The organism is Inquilinus sp. YAF38, assembly GCF_052113205.1.
GTDB lineage: Bacteria > Pseudomonadota > Alphaproteobacteria > DSM-16000 > Inquilinaceae > Inquilinus.
In genome coordinates this window covers 1-17,750 of the sequence record NZ_JBFRCU010000123.1, presented here as the reverse complement: position 1 = coordinate 17,750, position 17,750 = coordinate 1, and the positions used below count along the sequence as shown (strand labels likewise).

Below are 17,750 nucleotides of genomic sequence, written 5' to 3'. Positions count from 1 at the left end.
GGCCGCGATCGCGCCGGCCAGCGCCAGCCGGAACAGCCGCGGCCGCGGCAGCACCGTCGCCAGCAGCGCCCGGAGCGCGCGGTCGGCCAGCGGCCGGCGATAGGTCTTCTCCACCACCGCGCGGCCGTGATCGACGAGGTGCATGTAATGCACGCCCGACGGGCAGGTGGTCATGCAGGACAGGCAGGACAGGCAGCGGTCGAGATGCTTGGCGACGCTGGCCAGCGCCGGGCGGCCGCCCTCCAGCCCCCCTTCTTCCAACATGACCTTGATCTGGTAGATCCGGCCGCGCGGGCTGTCGAGCTCGTCGCCCAGCACCGTATAGGTCGGGCAGGTGGCGAGGCAGAAGCCGCAATGCACGCAGCTGCGCAGGATCTGCTCCGACACCGCATTGTCCGGATCGGCCAGCTGCGCCAGCGAGAAATGAGTTTGCACCCGCACCCTCCGTCGTTGCGCCGACATTAGCCCGCATCTCCCGCACTGCCTATGGCCTGCGGCCCGGCGCCAAGGGAACCCGGCCGATGCGGCGCCCGGCATTGTCAACCGGCATGCCGGTTAGTACGCTGGCGGCAAAGATCGGGAGGATGACGATGGTTCGGTTATGCTTCGCCCTGCCCCTGGCCCTGCTGGGCCTGTCCGGCACGGCCTGGGCCGGAGGGCCGGTGACCCAGGACATCGCCCTGGGGCAGACGCCGCAGGAGGCCGCCGCCTTTACCGGACAGGCCGTGACCTTCGCCGGGCCGGGCGAGGCGCCCTGGACCGGGCTGGTCGCCGCGACGCGGCCGGGCGACGGCACGCTGCTGCTGCAATTCACCCCGCCGGCCCAGGGCAACCGGCTGTATTCAGTGGCCGAGACCGTGCGCTTCGATGCCGGGGGGCCGCGCAGCGCCAAGGAGGCGCTGGCGCCGTTGCAGGCCCGATTCGGCGAGCCGGCGGCGGTGTTCGACCAGGCCGGAAAGCAGGTCGCGGTCTGGCGCTTCGTCGGCGGCAAGCCGGCGGCGGCGAGCGTCGACGTCGCCTCGGACTGCTCGCCCTATGCGGCGGCCACCGTGTCAGGGCTGCGGCCGATCGGCTGGCCCGGCAGCTGCGGCGAGGTGGTGTTCGCGACGGTGGAGCTGGCGGCGGACGGGGTCCCGACGGCGCTGCGGGTCACCCATGCCGATACCGATGCGGCGCAGGCGCTGCAGCCGCGCCGCGGCGAGCCCTATGCGCATCTGGCGAAGTCGGTCCGATGAAGAGAACGGTGCGGCCCGTCACCGGGCCGCACCGGTGTCAGGCCGCCCTGCGGCCGGCGATGATCCGATAGATGATCAGCAGCACGATCGCGCCGACGACCGCGAGGGCGAATTGCCCGAAGCCGGTCGCGGGCACGATCCCGAGCTGACGGCCCAGCCAGCCGCCGACGAAGGAGCCGGCGATGCCCAAGAGGATCGTGATGATGAAGCCGCCGGGGTCCCGGCCCGGCATGAGGAACTTCGCGACCAGGCCGACCACGAAGCCGATGATCAGCATCCACAGGAATTCCATGGAACCTCCGCCGTGCAAGAGAAGCGCGTGTTCATAACGCGCGATCGGGCTCGAGGTTTCCGATCTGTCTCAAATGATCATCCGCCCCGGCGACAGGATGCCCTTGGGATCGAAGGAGTCACGCACGCGGCGCTCCAGCGCTGCCAGCGCCGGCGGCTGCGGCTCGAACACCGGCAGTGCGGCGCGCAGCCCGGGCGGGGCCCGGACCAGGGTGGCATGGCCGCCGCCCGCGGCCGCGACTGCCGCACGGATCGCGGCCGCCCCCGCATCGCCGTCCGCGGGGACCGCGATCCAGACCAGCCCGCCACCCCAGTCGAAGTAGTGCGCCCCGCCGGCGGCCGCGGCGATCCCGGGACCTGCGGTCGGCGCCACCGACACCCGCCACACCGCGCCGTCATCGCCGGCGAACGGCGCGACGTCGCGGACCCGGCGCCACAGATCGACCGATTCGCCGGGATCGAGCACCGCGATCGGGCCGGCATCCCCCAGCAGCTGCGACAGCGACGCCACCCGGCTGTCGACCGACGGGCCGAAGCCCTCGATCCGCACCAGGCTGCGCGCTTCGTCACCGAGAATGCCGGCCGGCAGATGGGATGCGCCCGAGACCTCGTAGGGGCTGGTGAGCGCCCGGGTCAGCACGGCGACGCCGGCCGTGTCGCCCAGCCCGGCGATGGCCAGGGTGCGCACCGTCTCCGGCGCCGGCAGCACCTTGACCGTGATCCGGGTCATGGCGGCGAGAGTACCGAAGGCGCCGGTCAGCAGCTTCGGCAGGTCGTAGCCGGTGACGTTCTTGACCACCCGTCCGCCGGATCTGAAGGCCTGGCCGCGGCCGGACACCGCCTCGATGCCCAGCACATGATCCCGCGCCGCCCCGGCCTTCAGCCGCCGCGGCCCCGACAGGTTGCAGCCAACGGCGCCGCCGAGCGTGCCGGCATCGGCCGGGCCGCCATAGAGCGGGCCGAGATCCGGCGGCTCGAAGGCCAGGGCCTGGCCGCTTGCCGCCAGCGCCGCCTCGATCTCTGCCATCGGCGTGCCGGGACGGGCGGTCAGCACCAGCTCCTCCGGCTCGTAGACCTCGATCCCGGCGAGGCCGGAGAGGTCGAGCGCATGCGCCGCCTGCACCGGCCGGCCGAAACCGCGCTTGCTGCCGCGGCCGGCCAGCTCCAGCGGCACTTCGCCGGCCAGGGCCCAGCGGACGATCTCGAGCACCTGGTCGTCGGTCTCGGGCTTCAGCGTCTCGGTCATCGGTTGCACCGGACGGTCAATCTTGAGCTCTGCTCCATTTTAATTGTCATCCTCGGGCTTGAGCCGAGGATCCAGGGGCTTTCAGAACCGCTCTCAGTGGCCCCTGGATTGCCGGGTCAAGCCCGGCAATGACAATAAAAGTTGAGATCAGTGGCTTCATCCACACCCCAAAAAACTTAACCGGACACCCGTGGGTCAAGCCCGGGCATGACAGGAAAACAGGGATCAATGAACCAGATCCTGCCATCAGAAGCGCGGCAGGTCGGGGAAGCGCGTGGCGCCGTGGTGGATGTGCACCCGGCCGAGCTCGGCGCAGCGGTGCAGGGTCGGGAACACCTTGCCGGGGTTGAGCAGCCCGTCCGGATCGAAGGCGCATTTCAGCCGCTGCTGCTGCGCCAGGTCCTCCGGCCCGAACTGCACCTCCATCAGGTCGCGCTTCTCGACCCCGACGCCGTGCTCGCCGGTCAGCACGCCGCCGACCTCGACGCACAGCCGCAGGATGTCCGACCCGAACTCCTCCGCCTTCTCCAGCTCGCCCGGCACATTGGCGTCGTACAGGATCAGCGGGTGCAGGTTGCCGTCGCCGGCATGGAAGACATTGGCGACGCGCAGCCCGTGGCGGCGCGACATCTCCTGCATCCGGGCCAGCACCTCGGGCAGGCGCTTCCGCGGGATGGTGCCGTCCATGCAGTAATAGTCGGGGCTGATCCGACCGACCGCCGGGAAGGCGGCCTTGCGCCCGGCCCAGAAGCGCAGCCGCTCCTCCTCGCTGCGGCTGACCACGCAGATCGTGGCACCGCAGTCGCGGCCGATCGATTCGACCCGCTCGATCAGGTGGTCGACCTCGGCCTCCGGCCCGTCCAGCTCGCAGATCAGCAGCGCCTCGACATCCAGGGGGTAGCCGGCATGGACGAAGGCCTCGGCCGCATGGATCGCCGGCTTGTCCATCATCTCCAGCCCGCCGGGGATGATGCCGGCGCCGATGATGCGGGCGACGCAGTCGCCGCCGGCCTCCGATGACGGGAAGCCCATCAGCACGGCGCGCTGGGTGGCCGGCCGGCGCAGCAGCCGCACCGTGACCTCGGTGACCACGGCCAGCAGCCCTTCCGAGCCGGTGAGGACGCCGAGCAGGTCGTAGCCCGGCGAATCGAGGTGCTTGCCGCCAAGGCGCAGCACGGTGCCATCGATCAGCACCACCTCCAGCCCCAGCACATTGTTGGTGGTCAGCCCGTATTTCAGGCAGTGCACGCCGCCGGAGTTCTCCGCGACATTGCCGCCGATCGAGCAGGCGATCTGGCTGGACGGGTCGGGCGCGTAATAGAAGCCGGCATGGGCGACGGCGTTGGTGATGCCGAGATTGGTGACCCCCGGCTGCACCCGGGCGCAGCGGTTGTCGAAATCGATCTCCAGCATCTTGTTGAACTTGCCGAGGCCGAGCAGCACGCCGTCCTCGAGCGGCAGGGCGCCGCCGGACAGCGAGGTGCCGGACCCGCGCGGCACCACCTTCACCCCCAGCTCGTGGCATTTGCGCAGCACCGCCGAGACCTGCGCGGTGGTCGACGGCAGCACCACGATCATCGGCAGGGTGCGATAGGCGGTCAGCCCGTCCGATTCATAGGCGCGGCGTTCGCTCTCCGCCGTGATCACGCCTTCACCCGGCACGATGGCGCGCAGCGCCGCGGCGATCTCCTCGCGGCGCGCCATGATGGCGGCATCGGGGACTGGCATCTTCATCGGCGGGACCTCCGCCGCGGACGATAGGAAGGCCGGGCCGATCCGGCAAGCTCGGCCACCAAAGCCAAAGGCCGCAAATCAAAAGGCCGCGTCCGGGGACGCGGCCTTCGATCGGCTCAAGGAGCGGCTGAAATCAGCCCTGGCGCGCCTTGAAGCGCGGGTTCTCCTTGTTGATGACGTAGACACGGCCCTTGCGGCGAACGACGCGGCAAGCGCGGTGGCGGGTCTTCAGGGTCTTCAGCGAGTTCGCGACTTTCATGATCCATATCCCATGCGGCAGCGCCGGCGCCGCCGGGAGCACGGGCTCGCGGGCCGGAATTCAAGGCGCGGACCATAGTGGCCGACCCGCACCCTGTCAACCACGCGCGTGGCGCATGGCTGGCGTAACCCTGCGACACGTCGCAGCGAACCGGAACCCGGAGCGGAAACGGGCTGGAGATCGCAATAATTCCTCCAGCATACTCGCGCCCATCACCGCCGGACCGGCACCCACCCGAGGGGAGGCACCATGCGTTCGTTGAAGTTTGCCGTCATCACCGCCGCCATCGTCAGTTGCGGCGCCGCCATCGCCTGGGCCGCGACGCCCGAGGAGGTGGTGGCCCAGCGCGAGGATGCGATGAAATCCTTCGGCGCCGGCGCCAAGACCCTGACCGGCTTCGTGCGCGACAACCAGGGCACGATCGACGACGTCAAGGCGGCGACCGGCAAGATGAAGGCGACCAGCGCCGGCCTGCTGGCCCTGTTCCCGGAAGGCACCGCGGTCGGCGTCGGCAAGAGCGCGGCCAAGCCGGAGATCTGGACCAACTGGGCCGATTTCCAGACCAAGGTGAAGGGGGCCCAGGACGCCATCGCGGCACTGGACGCCGCCGCCCAGGAAGGCAACGCCGCCAAGGTGAAGGCCGCCTTCCCCGCGGTCGGCCAGGCCTGTGGCGCCTGCCATGAGACCTATCGGGTGAAGAAGAGCTGACGGTCACCGACCGCACGAGACCCGAGGCTTCCGGCCTCGGGTCCTTCCTTGCCTACCCCAAAGCCTGCGCGATCGCCCGGAAGCCGGCCAGCAGCCGGTGGTCGAGCGCGTCGTCGACGGCCGCGGGCTGCGACGACATCTTGGCGATGACCAGTTCCGCCGCGCGGTCGACATAGATCCACTGGCCGTGGATGCCGATGCCGCAGACAACGTCGCGGCCCGGCCCCAGCACATACCATTGGCTGCGGTAGCGCCCCTGCGGCGCCAGCTGCGCCAGGTCGCCGCGCGCCCAGGCCTGCGGGTCGCCGTTGTCGAGGATGTCGTCGACCCAGGCCTTCGGCACCACCTGGATGCCGCCGACGCGGCCGTCCCGCCGCATCAGCTCGCCGATCCGGGCCAGGTCGCGCAGGGTCATGCCGATGCCGCCGGCGGTGCGCGGCGCGCCCAGCCGGTCGAGCGTGACATAGCCGTCCGCCTCCGCCCACATCGGCCGCCACAGCAGCTCGGACATCAGCGCGGCGAAGCGCATGCCCGAGGCGCGCTCACAGATCCCGCCCAGCATGTCGGAGTTGGGCGAGACGTAGTGGAAGGTCTCGCCGTGCCTGCTGCCGTCGGCCGGCAGGCGGGCGATGAAGCCGTGCAGGTCGTTGTCCCGCGCCACCTCGCTGGGCGGGTTCCAGCCCATGGCGACGCGGTAGCGGGCGACGTCGCCGGCCGGGTCGACATAATCCTCGACGAAGCGGATGCCGACCGTCATGTCCAGCACATGGCGGACGGTGGCGCCGGCATAGGCCGACCCCGCCGCCTCCGGCACATAGGCCGTCACCGGCGCCGCGGGGTCGAGTTGGCCGCGACCGACCAGGATGCCGGCGATCAGGCCGGTGATCGACTTGCTGATCGAAAAGACGATGTGCTGCGTCTTCGGGTCCATCCCGGGGGCGTAGTGCTCGGCCACCATCGCGCCGCGATGCAGCACCAGGATGCCGTCGGTGTCGCTGTCGGCCATCAGCCGGGCCACCGACCCGCCCTGCCCCGGCACCGCGATGCGGTCCAGATCCAGCGCCGGCCCGGGCTTCAGGCAGGCGGCGAAGTCGCCGCGGGAAATCTCGGCCACCGGCACCAGCCGGCGGACGTTGCGGAAGCCCCAGCGGCTGTAGGGCGCCTGGCGCCAGTTGGCGAGCGTCGCCTCGGGCGCCGGCTCGTTCATCTGCAGCTCGATCACCATCGCCGTCCCTGTTTCTTCGCCCCGGGGGGCCGCCGCCTGGGGGCGACGGCCCTACACTAGACGAAGTCGGCGCAGGAGCGCACGGGGGTGATCGCCCCCTACAGCACGAAGTCCGCCACGGTGAGGGTGTGGTCGGAGATGACGTTGATGGCGAAATCCGCCACCTTGTCGCCGTTGCCGTCGGCATAGACCACCTGGATCGACCCGGCGGTGACGATGCGGATCTCGCCCGCATGGCCGGTGAAGCCGCCGGTGCCGATGCTGAAATCGATGCCGATCGCCGACAGGTCGATCTTGTCCCCGGTCGAGAAGTCGGCGATGACATCCTTGCCGAGGCCCGACGCGGCGCTGTCGGACAGCGCCGTGTAGACGAAGCGGTCGTTGCCGGCCCCGCCCTTCAGCGCATCGCCCCAGCCGCCGCCGGTGAGCACGTCGTCGCCGGCCATGCCCCAGAGCGTGTTGGCGTTGGCGTCGCCGCTCAGCGCGTCGGACTGGGCCGATCCGATCACCTGTTCGATGCCGGCCAGCGAATCGCCCGCGGCGTCGCCACCCGAATTGGCGCCGGTCGCCAGGTCGACCGCCACCGCGGCGGCCGAGCCGGCATAGCTGGCCGTGTCGATGCCGGCGCCGCCGACGATGGTGTCGGACCCGGCGCCCCCTTCGATCGTGTCGTTGCCGTCGCCGCCGTCGATCTCGTCAGCGCCGGCGCCGCCCAGAAGGCTGTCGTGACCAGCCTCGCCGAAGACCTTGTCGTCACCGGTGCCGGCATCGACCGAATCATTGCCGGCGCCGCCATGGATGGTGTCCACGCCGTCGCCGCCGACCAGCCGGTCGGCACCGTCGCCGCCGTCGAGGCTGTCATTGCCGCCCTCGCCGGAGAGCGAATCGTCGCCGCCGCGCCCGGCCAGAACGTCGTCGCCGGACCGGCCGGCGAGGATGTTGCGGCCGTCGTCGCCGCCCAGGGTGTCGGCGAGGCTCGTGCCGTAGACGTTCTCGATCCCGGTCAGCGTGTCGCCGGTGGCGTCGCCGCCCGAGGCGGTGTGCGCCAGCAGGTCGATCGCCACCGCGCCGGTCGAGGCATAGAGGGCGGTGTCGATCCCGGCGCCGCCGGCCAGGGCATCGGCGCCGGCGCCCCCGATCAGCACGTCGTCGCCGGCACCGCCGTCGAGCTGGTCCGCCGCGGCGCCGCCGTCGAGCCTGTCATTGCCGAGGCCGCCGAACAGGACATCGGCGCCGCCCAGGCCGTTGACCGTGTCGTTGCCGTCGCCGGCGGTGACCACGTTGCGGTCGTCGCTGCCGACGATCAGCAGGTTGGACAGCCCGCCGATCACCATCAGATGCGCCGGCAGGCCGATCGGACCGCCCGGGAAGCCGAGGTCGATCTCCTCGATGCCGCTCAACGCGGCGCCCTGCAGCACCAGCAGCGTGTCCGATCCCGGCAGCGGGGTGAAGGCGATGATGTCGTAGCCGTCGCCGCCGTCGATGACCTCGCCGGCGACGTACTCCGCCCCGTCCATGTAGCCGATCAGGTCGTTGCCGGCACCGCCCTCCAGCCGGTCGGCGTCGCCGCCGCCATAGAGGGTGTCGTCACCGGCGCCGCCCTGCAGCAGGTCGGGCCCGTCGCCGCAGCCACAGCTGCCGGAGCCCGGCTCGAAATCCCCCGCGAGCATGTCGTCGCCGTCGCCGCCGGTCAGCGTGTCGGCACCCTCGTCACCGACCAGCAGGTCGTCCCCGGCCTGCCCGGACAGCTGGTTGTCGGCGGTATCGCCGTAGAGGGTGTCGTCGCCGGCGCTGCCGGTGACGTTCTCGATCCCGGCCAGGGTGTCGCCCTCGGCATCGCCGGCCGAACCGGTGCCCAGATAGAGATCCACCGTCACCGACTTGCCGCTGGTGCTGTAGTCGGCCGTGTCGACGCCGTCGCCGCCGGTCAGCGCATCCGGCCCGAGGCCGCCGCGCAGCAGGTCGTCTCCGGTGCCGCCGTCGAGCTGATCGGCGCCGTCGCCGCCATCGACGACATCCTGGCCGGCGCCGGCCAGGACGAAGTCGTCACCGCCGACCCCGCTCAGCGTGTCGTCGCCCGACAGGTCGAGCTGCACGGCGTTGGCGCCCGGCGGCACCACGACGGAATCGCCAAGGCCATAGATGTAGTCGGGATCAACGGTGCCGGTGTAGGTGGTCACGGTATCGCTCTCCGATCGAATGCAGGGCGGCACGCCATGGGCACAGCGGAACGGTCTCGGCCGTGCTCGCTGCCAGGGCGGCATGTCGCGGGTGAAGGCGGAAGGCGCCGGATGGAAATGGCGGCGCCGCTCAATACAGCGGAAATGTTCCTAAAATTGCGCGAATCGCGACACTATAAGTGATTTTCCGGACCGAAACCATCGCTCCGCTTGGCCGTCAAGGGCTCCGAATCCAAGTTTCAGAGACCACAGCGTTCCTCCCCTTTTCTGTCATTGCCCGGCTTGACCGGGCAATCCAGGGGGCACCGAGAGCCGCTCTCGCGGCCCCTGGATCCTCGGGTCAAGCCCGAGGATGACAATTTTCTTTCATGATTTGTCACATGAAAGCACATATGTGTCGCCTGCAACATGAGTTCGCCGCTCCGCTTGGCCGTCACGGCAGCGGCTTCAGGCTCTTGAGATAGGTGGCGATCGCCTCGCGGTCGGCGGGAACCAGCTTGCTGGTGTCGTTCCGGATCACCTCGACCATGGCGCCGCCGGCGAAGTCGCCGTCGGGGGTGGCGCCGGTCTCCAGGTAATAGGCGATGTCCTTGTCGCTCCACTCGCCGATGCCGTGCTCCGGGTCCGGGGTGATGTTCGGGATCTTGCCCGTGCCTTCCGGCGCCTCGGGGTTGCCGGTGAAGGGGCTGTACCAGTTCAGCCCGCCCAGCATGTCGCGCGGCGTGTGGCATTCGCCGCAATGGCCGAGCACGCGGACCAGATAGGCGCCGCGATACCACTCGGCGGATTGCCCGGCCGGCACCAGGAACGGCCCCTCGGCGAAGTTCAGCAGGCGCCAGCCCGGCAGCAGCATGCGCCAGGAATAAGGCCAGCCCAGCTCATGTGGCTTGTTCGGCTGCTGCACCGGCGGGACGCTGCGCAGATAGGCCCACAGGTCGGACAGGTCGCGGTCGGTGATGCCGGTATAGGAGGTGTAGGGGAAGGCCGGGTAGTAGTCCTCGCCCGCCGGCGACACGCCCTGGCGCAGGGCCCGGCGGAAATCCGCCTCGCTCCACTTGCCGATGCCGGTGTCGGGGTCCGGGGTGAGGTTCGGGGTGTAGAAGGTGCCGAAGGGCGTCTTCAGGGCCCGGCCGCCGGCCAGCGGCTTGGCGGCATCCCCGGCCGCGGTGTGGCAGGCGGCGCAGCCGCCGGCGGCGAAGATGTAGGCGCCGCGCACCACAGGGTCGGGAGAGGACGGGTCGGGCGCGGCCGTGGCAGGTGCGGCCGGGTCTGCCGTCTGGGCCGCGGCAGCCGATCCGAAAGCGAGCAACAGGCCAAAGGCCATCAGAACCGGGAACGGACGCATGCTGGCCTCCGGAACGCGAACAGGCGATTCAGCCCTTATAACCCGACCCTTCGCCCCAGCCTGCTACTCCGGTGTCATGCGACTCTTTCGCCCTCGCGCCACACCGCGCGGACCACCGGCACGCCGTCGACCAGCCGGACGCGCAGCAGGTCGGCGCGCAGCCCGGGCTCGATCCGGCCGCGATCCTCGAGGCCGGCGGCGCGGGCCGGGTTGATCGTGACCGTCGCCAGCGCCTGCGGCAGGGCGATGCCGCCCTCGGCCAGGGTGAAGGCGCCGTGCAGCAGGCTGACCGGGACATAGTCCGAGGACAGGATGTCGACCAGCCCCTCGCGCGCCAGCTCGCCGGCCGAGACATTGCCGGAATGGGAGCCGCCGCGGACCAGGTTGGGCGCGCCCATCAGGATCTGCAGCCCATGCTGGCGCGCGGCGCGGGCGGCGGCCAGTGTGGTCGGGAACTCCGACACCACCATGCCCAGCGCCGCCGCCTCCTCGACATGGGCGACGGTCTCGTCGTCATGGCTGGCAATCGGCAGGCCGCGGCCGCGGCCGATCGCGGCCAGGGCGTCGCGGTTGGTGATGCCATGAGTGCGCGAGGCGGCGATCCGCTCGGCCGTCTGGGCGTCGATCTGCTCGTCGGTCATGCCGAGCATGCCCTTGTAGATCTCGCGGTACTTGACGAGGTCGGAGAACTGGCGGTGGCCGGGGGCGTGGTCCATCACCGACATGAACTGCACCAGCGGGTCGTCGCGGAACGGCTCGAACAGCTGCAGCACATGCGCCTCGGTGACCTCGCAGCGCAGATGCAGGAAATGCTCGGCCCGCAGCATGCCGCCGGACTGGGCCTGGCGGATGCCGTCGACCATCGGCCGCAGCGTCTCCAGCCGGTCCTCGCCGTTGCGGCCGCCGACCAGCGCCAGCGCGTCGAACACGGTGGTGATGCCGGCCGCGGCGACCTGGGCGTCATGCGCCATCACCGCGGTCACCGCCGGCCAGCGCACGCCGGGCCGCGGCGTATAGTGGCGCTCGAGATGGTCGGTGTGCAGTTCGACCAGGCCGGGCAGCAGGTAGTCGCCCTCGAAATCGACGGCGCCGGGCGGGCTGGCCTCATCGCGGTCGAGATCGGCGATCCGCCCGCCGGCGACGGCGACACTGCCGGTCAGCACGGCCTCCGCGGTCACGATCCGCGCATGGGCGACGATCAGATCCCCCGCCATACCCCGTCCTTCTCTTCCACTTCGCGATCGGTCCGACGGGCGTGCCCGCGCGGCCTTATATGGGCGCGAGGGCCGGCATCGCAACGCCGGCCCTCGCGCGGCGCCCTTATGCCCCGCGCTTTGCGACCCTTTGATGACTCGCGGATGACAGCGACGATTTGGCCTCCGGCCAGGTCACGCGCTCGACCCCGGCGAAGCGGCGGATGCGGTCCAGTTGCGTCTCCAGCCGGCGCTGCCGCGCCTTGCTGGACCGCACCTTCGGCTCCCACCACAGCCCGGCGACGGCAAGGTCGCCGCTGTCGCGCCTGGCCCGCATGTCGATCCGGCCGACCAGGCGGTCGCCCTCCAGGATCGGGAAGACGTAGTAGCCCCAGCGGCGCTTCGCCTCCGGCACGAAGGCTTCGAAGCGGTAGTCGAAGCCGAACAGCCGCTCCAGCCGCTGGCGGTTGCGGATCACCGGGTCGAAGGGCGACAGCACCCGCAGCACATCCGGCGCCGGCGCGGCCTTGGCCAGCCGGTCCTCGATGTCGGCGAAGGCGAAGGCCGACGTGGTCTTGCCGTCGGCACCCTGGACATGGACGACGCGGAGATCGCCGCGCCGGGTCAGCCGGTCGCACCACTGCTCCGCCTCGCGGATGGTGATCAGGTCCCAGAAGCCGGCGATCTCGCCCGGCCGGGCCATGCCCAGCCGCTCCAGCGCCGAGCGGCACGCCCAGTCGACCACCGCTTCGGGATCCGGCGCCGGGCCGCGATGCGGCTCCGGGATCACCCGCTCGGTCAGGTCGTAGACCTTCTGGAAGCCTTCGCGCCGCGCCACCGCCAGCACGCCGGTGCGCCACAGGAACTCCAGCGCCATCTTCGACGGCGTCCAGTCCCACCAGCCGCCGGAGGGGCGCTGCCGCTCCTCCTCGAAGCTGCGGGTCAAGAGCGGCCCTTCCGTCGCCACCCGCTCGCGCACCTGCTGCAGCACCTTCGGGAAATCCGGCCCGGCCTCGGTCCACCAGCGGCTGGTGGCGGCGCGCGCCTGCACATCGGCGAAGCGCCGCGACCAATAGGGGAAGAACCGGGTGGGGATCAGCGAGGCATCGTGGGTCCAGCCCTCGAACAGGCCGCGGGTCTTCTCCACCAGCCGCGGCAGCTGGGTCTGGGCATAGCCGTGGCGGCGGGCGAACAGGATCATGTGATGCGCCCGCTCGACCGTGTTGATGCTGTCGACCTGGACGAAGCCGATGCGGTCCACCACCGCCTGGCAGCCCTCCGCCGTCAGCCGGCCGAGCGGCGAATCGGACAGGCCGTGCAGATCGAGGAACAGGCGCCGGGCGTCGGGGTTGGCGATGGTGAGCGGAGTGGAGTCGGCCATGAACGATACGAGAACATAGCTGCCCGGGGCCGGGCAAGAGGAAAGCCCTTCGCGCGTCGCCGTCGCCGGTTATAGTCGAGGCGAAACGACCGAGGCTTGCCATAGTGACCGCCACCCTCATCGCCCCGGAGCCGCCGCGCCAGGATGCGGTGCTGGACCTGATCCGGCAATCGGACGCCCTGATGGCCAGCCTGTATCCGGCCGAGAGCAACCACATGCTCGATATCGCCTCGCTGGAGCAGCCGGAGATGCGGTTCTTCGTGGCCCGGCGCGAGGGCCGGGTGGTCGGCTGCGGCGCGCTGCGGGTCAGCGGCAACGGCCAAGCCGAGCTGAAGCGGATGTTCGTCGATCCCGCGACCCGCGGGCTGAAGGTCGGCCGCGACCTGCTGGCCCGGATCGAGGACGAGGCCCGCGGCCTCGGCGTCCGGCTCATCCAGCTGGAGACCGGCATCCACCAGCCGGAGGCGATCGGCCTGTACCGCCGCTTCGGCTACCGCGACTGCGGCCCGTTCGGCGGCTACGGGCCCGACCCGCTGAGCTTGTTCATGGAGAAAGCGCTGGACTGACGCTCCGGCGGAGCGTCAGTCCAGCTTCGGCTTACTCCGCCGGAGCGCCCGGGATGGTCGGGGCCACGCCGATCGCGGCTTCGGGCTGGGTCAGGAAGCGGCCGACCAGGCCGCCGATCAAGCCGCCGACGATCGGCGCGACCCAGAACAGCCAGAGCTGCCCCAGCGCCAGGCCCTGGGCGATCACCGCCACGCCGGTGCTGCGTGCCGGGTTGACCGAGGTGTTGGTGACCGGGATCGAGATCAGATGGATCAGCGTCAGCGCCAGGCCGATCGCGATCGGCGCGAAGGGCGCGGTCGCCGGGCTGCTGACGACGCCGACGATGACGACGAGGAACACCGCCGTCAGCACGACCTCGGTGACCAGGGCTGCCGTCAGGCCGTAGCCGTCCGGCGACCCGGCGCCGTAGCCGTTCAGGGCGAAACCCTTGGTGATGTCGAAGGCGGGATTGCCGGAGGCGATGATGAAGATGACCCAGGCCGCGATGATCGCGCCGACCACCTGGGCCACGACATAGGGCACGACGTCGCCCGAACCGGTCTTCCCCGCGGCCCACAGCCCCACCGTGACCGCAGGATTGAAGTGACCGCCGGAGATCCGGCCCAGGGCGAAGGCGCCGGTCAATACGGTGAGGCCGAAGGCTGCGGCGACGCCGCCGAACCCGACATGCGATCCGGCCAGGACCGCAGTGCCGCAACCGCCGAGGACGAGCCAAAACGTCCCCAACGCCTCGGCAAGGACTCGCTTGAGCATAGAGGTTCCCTCCATTCGATCTCCGTCGCCGCTGATGGCGAGGAGAATCAAAATTCAATCTACGATTTCATGTATTATTCCGCAATTAAATGTCTTTGTCGCGATTTAATCCTTTTTCTAAGATCGGCCGCAACAGTCTGCATAAAAGCCGGAGGATGATCGACCATCTGGTTACGGTTGCGGAGCGCTCACGCCCAGATTTCATGAGTTCACAACTTGGACATGAGGGTAGTCCTCTTAATCCTATCGAAGCATTAATGTCGCCCTTGATCCAATCGGTCCGGCTGAAAGGATGTATCGATGCAACGATGGGTTGGATACTCCGAACCCGCGACGCAGCCGGCCGGAACAGATCCGCCTGCTCGAACCGAAGACGGCAAGGACCGGACCTCTACACGCCCGGGACTTGCGGAACGAGAACAGCGCCTTGCTGCCACCGAACGGCCATAAACGTTACGGAACATTCCCCTTCATCCGGGGTTGCTGTAGACATTCTGGGGGCAAATCCGGAATTCTGTCCTGGCCTAGGCCGAAAAAACAACGTGCGGCCCTCATCGGCCGACGCCGAGCAGGCCAGAGCCTGCCTGTTGGGGCGCCCAGTGTGTGGAGGTGTCGATGTCGCTCACCGTGACCTTTAAGGACAACAAGTTCGCGCTGGTGGGAAAGGACGGCAAGGCCCACGAGGTGTCCGCGGCCCAGCAGCAGCAATGGCAGCAGACGCTGAACGGCCTGGCCACGCAGCATGGCCTCAAGGATGCCCAGGATCTGCTCAGCAAGGGCACCGTGGCGGTGCCCGAGGCCGGCGATTCGCAGTGGCGCATGGCCACGGAGGCCGGCATCGCGCCCCAGGATATCAATGCGAGCGTGGTGGCGCTGAACGACCAGATCGCCAACCCGGATCTGATCCAGACCTATCATGAGGGGGACCTGACCCCGGATTTCGTCATGCTCCCGGTCCCGTCGGAGAAGCCGGCTTCGGACGCGCCCGCCCAGCCCGACACCTCGTCGCCCGAGAAGTTCGCGGCCAGCCTGAAGACTGCGCCGGATGACAAGACCCGCAGCCAGTGGATCAACGACTACGTCAACAGCGCCAAAGATCCGCTCGATGCCGTGACAAAGCTTCTGCCGCAGTCCTTCGACGACAAGAACAATGGCCCCTATCGGCAGCAGATCATCAGTGCCTATGTCCACAGGGTCGCTGGGGACAACAAGGACCTGCAGACGAACGCCCTGAAGCCACTGGCCGAGAGAAACTGGACGGCCGGCGACAAGAACATCGACACGCAAATCGACTACGACATCTGGGGAGTGGGGAAGAAGCTTGGCATCCCGCGCGACCAGCTTCCCATCAGCAAGGACGTTCCGCGGGACGTCCAGAGTTATTGAGGCCCTGCAGGATCCGACCGGCAGCGGCGTCAGCCTCGACATCGGGATCGACACCGGCATCCTGGCGGTGGCGGAGAAGCTCGGGATCTCGCGGGAGGGCGTCGGCACCTTCACCGAAGGCGTCGAACAGGGCTGAGCCGGTCTCTCCGGCGGCTCTGCCCCGGTCCGGCCCTTGTTCGCGGACAGGATCGTTTCATGTCACCCCGCATCGATTCGCTTGGCACCGCTCCGTCCCGGTTCGGCAGAAGATCCGCGTCGGGCGGGATTGCCTTCGCCGACGCGGTGCAGCGCGCCCGCACCGCACCGCCGGCAGCGGCGCTTCCGATCCGCGCCGAAACCGCCACGCTGATCACCGCAGCGGCCCGCTACGATCAGACCGCGGCGCCGGACCGCAAGGCGAGCGGCGCCAACTGGGACGCGGTGCGCACCGCGCTTGCGGACGAACTGCGCGCCACGGTCAAAGACAAGACCGATGGTTCGGGCAAGCTGAACCTGAAGCCCGAGGACCAGGCCAGGCTGCAGCTGATCAACGGCTGGGCCGCCGGCACGGACCGGCTGGCGCAGGCCAGCCGCGAGGCGCTGACCGACATCGACACCGAGATGCGCCGCGAGCAGCTCGGCAAGACGATCGATCAGATCGAAGGCACGCTGAAGAAGGTCAGGAGCACGGTCGACGACCACAGCCTGCTGCACGAAGGCTGGGACTTCGTCACCGGCGGCGGGGCGGGCGACGACTTCGAGAACTTCCTCCAGGGCAGGCTCGACAAGCTGAACGACCTGCGCCGGAAGGACAAGACCACTCCGATGTCGCAGCAGGCCTATTCCGTCGAGATCAAGGCGGCGCTGGGCGACTATGATTCCGAGTTCCAGCGCTACGCCGAGGACTTCCAGGACAGCGAGGAAACCTGGAACACGATCGACGAGGTCGGCCGCGTGGTGGTGGCCACCACGGTCGGGCTCGCGGCAACCGCGATCAGCATGAACCCCGCGATCGGCTTCGGCGCCGGCATGGCGGTGGGGGCCGCCATCGGTACGGGCGCGGCCTTCGCCGCCTATGAAGGGATCGACGCCGCCGGCGACATCAGGTCCACCCTCAACGGCAAGGACATGTACGGCGACGGCCACAGCTCTCTTATCGGCCTCGGCATCGACGCGCTCGGCGGCGGCGGTGACGGTTTCGGCGTCAGCGGCGATCATCTCAAATCGACGCTCAAGGACACGACGATCGATGCCGTATCGTCGGTCGCCACCGGGGGCGCCACCGCGGGCGGCATCAAGATCTCCACCGCCATCGGCACGCGGCTCACCAGCTCCTCGCTGCCTGTCCTCCTGCAGCAGGGCATCGCCTCCGGCACCGGCGGGACGTTCGGGCAGGTGATCAACGGCACGGGCCAGATCACCTCCGAAGCCACGCGGCTGGCCTTCGATGACAAGCTGTTCACTGCCGAGGGCGGCGATCAGGTGCTGCAGGCGCTGGCTCGCGAAGGCATCAACCTGGGTGTCGCGCCGGTTGCCGGTTTCTTCGCCGGGACCATTCCGATCCACCGGGTCATTCCGGCCGTGGCGGCAGCCGATGATGCGGTTCCGGCGGCCACGTCCGCCGCCGGCCGCACCGCCGCCGGCACGGTCGACGACCTCGCCTCCGGCGGACTGGCCGACGACCTCGCCTCCGGTGGGCTGGCCGACGACATCGCCACCGCCGGGACAGGCACTGGTGCCACCCGTGCGACCGCCGCCGCGACGATGGCCGACGACCTGGTCACCGCGGGCAGCAGCGCGACCAGCACCGCCGCGACCGGCACGACCGCCGCGGCCGGAACAGCGGATGACGTGGTGAGCACGACGACCTCGGGCGCGGCGACAGGGACGTCCGGGACCGGCCGGACCGGCTCCGGCTCCCCCGCCCCGGCCGGCCAGCGCCTCTCCATCCCGGGCCTGACCGCCCAGTTCGGCAACGACCTTGCAGTCAATCTCGGCGGCGCCGAGCTGACGGCGCTGGCGACCGAGGGCCGGCACATGAACAAGGGCGAGATCATCGCGGCGAGCCTCGGCGCCGTGCCCGGAACCGCGATGAACATCGCGATGCGGCCAAGGGTGCCGGACGCCGCCGTCCTGCGCCAGAGCACGGCGCCGGGCCTGCCGCGGACGACCGATCCGTCGGTGCCTCTGACCCTGCGCGAGCCGCTGGCCGACCCGGACGCGCCGACCGTACCGGCCGGCGTCCGGTCCGGCGCGCCGGGCCAGGCC

Annotated in this window: 15 protein-coding genes and 1 pseudogene; 5 read left to right on the top strand and 11 right to left on the bottom strand. The window is 69.9% G+C overall.

The window, feature by feature from the left end; all coding sequences use genetic code 11:
• The coding region (locus tag AB4Z01_RS33190) for a 4Fe-4S dicluster domain-containing protein (RefSeq protein ID WP_441700697.1) at nucleotides 1-435 on the bottom strand (435 nt) is incomplete at its 3' end.
• A 155-nt stretch (nucleotides 436-590) separates the two neighbouring features.
• Here AB4Z01_RS33190 and AB4Z01_RS33185 point away from each other — a divergent pair.
• Nucleotides 591-1,235 carry a hypothetical protein gene (locus AB4Z01_RS33185; protein ID WP_441700695.1) on the top strand — a complete coding sequence of 215 codons (645 nt, stop codon included), beginning with the start codon at nucleotides 591-593 and terminating at the stop codon, nucleotides 1,233-1,235.
• Nucleotides 1,236-1,272: 37 nt separating this feature from the next.
• On the opposite strand, the gene AB4Z01_RS33180 is transcribed toward AB4Z01_RS33185, so the two are convergent.
• The 4 genes from AB4Z01_RS33180 to ykgO form a co-directional block, all read right to left on the bottom strand.
• Nucleotides 1,273-1,527: a GlsB/YeaQ/YmgE family stress response membrane protein gene (locus AB4Z01_RS33180; RefSeq protein ID WP_441700693.1), complete on the bottom strand. Its 255-nt coding sequence runs from the start codon at nucleotides 1,525-1,527 to the stop codon at nucleotides 1,273-1,275.
• Between the two features lie 69 nt (nucleotides 1,528-1,596).
• The gene (gene glcE, locus AB4Z01_RS33175; RefSeq protein ID WP_441700692.1) at nucleotides 1,597-2,772 is read right to left on the bottom strand and encodes a glycolate oxidase subunit GlcE; all 1,176 of its coding nucleotides are present in this window, start codon (nucleotides 2,770-2,772) and stop codon (nucleotides 1,597-1,599) included.
• A 246-nt stretch (nucleotides 2,773-3,018) separates the two neighbouring features.
• Nucleotides 3,019-4,506 (bottom strand): FAD-linked oxidase C-terminal domain-containing protein, encoded by a 1,488-nt coding sequence (locus AB4Z01_RS33170; RefSeq protein ID WP_441700690.1) that lies wholly within the window; start codon nucleotides 4,504-4,506, stop codon nucleotides 3,019-3,021.
• A 133-nt stretch (nucleotides 4,507-4,639) separates the two neighbouring features.
• Complete coding sequence (ykgO, locus tag AB4Z01_RS33165; protein ID WP_138893229.1) at nucleotides 4,640-4,765, bottom strand: type B 50S ribosomal protein L36; 126 nt, start codon at nucleotides 4,763-4,765, stop codon at nucleotides 4,640-4,642.
• 249 nt (nucleotides 4,766-5,014) lie between these two features.
• Here ykgO and AB4Z01_RS33160 point away from each other — a divergent pair, with 249 nt between their 5' ends.
• The gene (locus tag AB4Z01_RS33160; protein ID WP_441700688.1) at nucleotides 5,015-5,473 is read left to right on the top strand and encodes a c-type cytochrome; all 459 of its coding nucleotides are present in this window, start codon (nucleotides 5,015-5,017) and stop codon (nucleotides 5,471-5,473) included.
• Between the two features lie 52 nt (nucleotides 5,474-5,525).
• Here AB4Z01_RS33160 and AB4Z01_RS33155 read toward each other — a convergent pair whose 3' ends face one another.
• The 5 genes from AB4Z01_RS33155 to AB4Z01_RS33135 all read right to left on the bottom strand — a co-directional run bounded on the left by AB4Z01_RS33155 (nucleotide 5,526) and on the right by AB4Z01_RS33135 (nucleotide 12,797).
• Nucleotides 5,526-6,698, bottom strand: coding sequence for a serine hydrolase domain-containing protein (locus AB4Z01_RS33155; protein ID WP_441700686.1), 1,173 nt, complete (start codon nucleotides 6,696-6,698; stop codon nucleotides 5,526-5,528).
• Nucleotides 6,699-6,796: 98 nt separating this feature from the next.
• Nucleotides 6,797-8,878, bottom strand: a complete 2,082-nt coding sequence (locus tag AB4Z01_RS33150; protein WP_441700684.1) for a calcium-binding protein — start codon at nucleotides 8,876-8,878, stop codon at nucleotides 6,797-6,799.
• A 433-nt stretch (nucleotides 8,879-9,311) separates the two neighbouring features.
• Nucleotides 9,312-10,223, bottom strand: a complete 912-nt coding sequence (locus AB4Z01_RS33145; protein ID WP_441700683.1) for a c-type cytochrome — start codon at nucleotides 10,221-10,223, stop codon at nucleotides 9,312-9,314.
• Nucleotides 10,224-10,297: 74 nt separating this feature from the next.
• Nucleotides 10,298-11,437, bottom strand: a complete 1,140-nt coding sequence (locus AB4Z01_RS33140) for an alpha-D-ribose 1-methylphosphonate 5-triphosphate diphosphatase (protein WP_441700681.1) — start codon at nucleotides 11,435-11,437, stop codon at nucleotides 10,298-10,300.
• Nucleotides 11,438-11,543: 106 nt separating this feature from the next.
• A complete protein-coding gene (locus AB4Z01_RS33135; protein WP_441700679.1) occupies nucleotides 11,544-12,797 on the bottom strand; it encodes a winged helix-turn-helix domain-containing protein in 1,254 nt (417 codons plus the stop codon).
• A gap of 104 nt (nucleotides 12,798-12,901) precedes the next feature.
• On the opposite strand from AB4Z01_RS33135, the gene AB4Z01_RS33130 reads away from it, so the two are divergent.
• Nucleotides 12,902-13,363 (top strand): GNAT family N-acetyltransferase, encoded by a 462-nt coding sequence (locus AB4Z01_RS33130; RefSeq protein ID WP_441700677.1) that lies wholly within the window; start codon nucleotides 12,902-12,904, stop codon nucleotides 13,361-13,363.
• A 31-nt stretch (nucleotides 13,364-13,394) separates the two neighbouring features.
• On the opposite strand, the gene aqpZ is transcribed toward AB4Z01_RS33130, so the two are convergent.
• Entirely contained in the window at nucleotides 13,395-14,117 is a 723-nt protein-coding gene (gene aqpZ, locus AB4Z01_RS33125) for an aquaporin Z (RefSeq protein WP_441700675.1), read from the bottom strand.
• 615 nt (nucleotides 14,118-14,732) lie between these two features.
• On the opposite strand from aqpZ, the gene AB4Z01_RS33120 reads away from it, so the two are divergent.
• Nucleotides 14,733-15,503, top strand: a complete 771-nt coding sequence (locus AB4Z01_RS33120; RefSeq protein ID WP_441700673.1) for a hypothetical protein — start codon at nucleotides 14,733-14,735, stop codon at nucleotides 15,501-15,503.
• Nucleotides 15,504-15,698: 195 nt separating this feature from the next.
• Nucleotides 15,699-17,750, top strand: a pseudogene (locus AB4Z01_RS33115) (hypothetical protein); the annotation flags it as partial.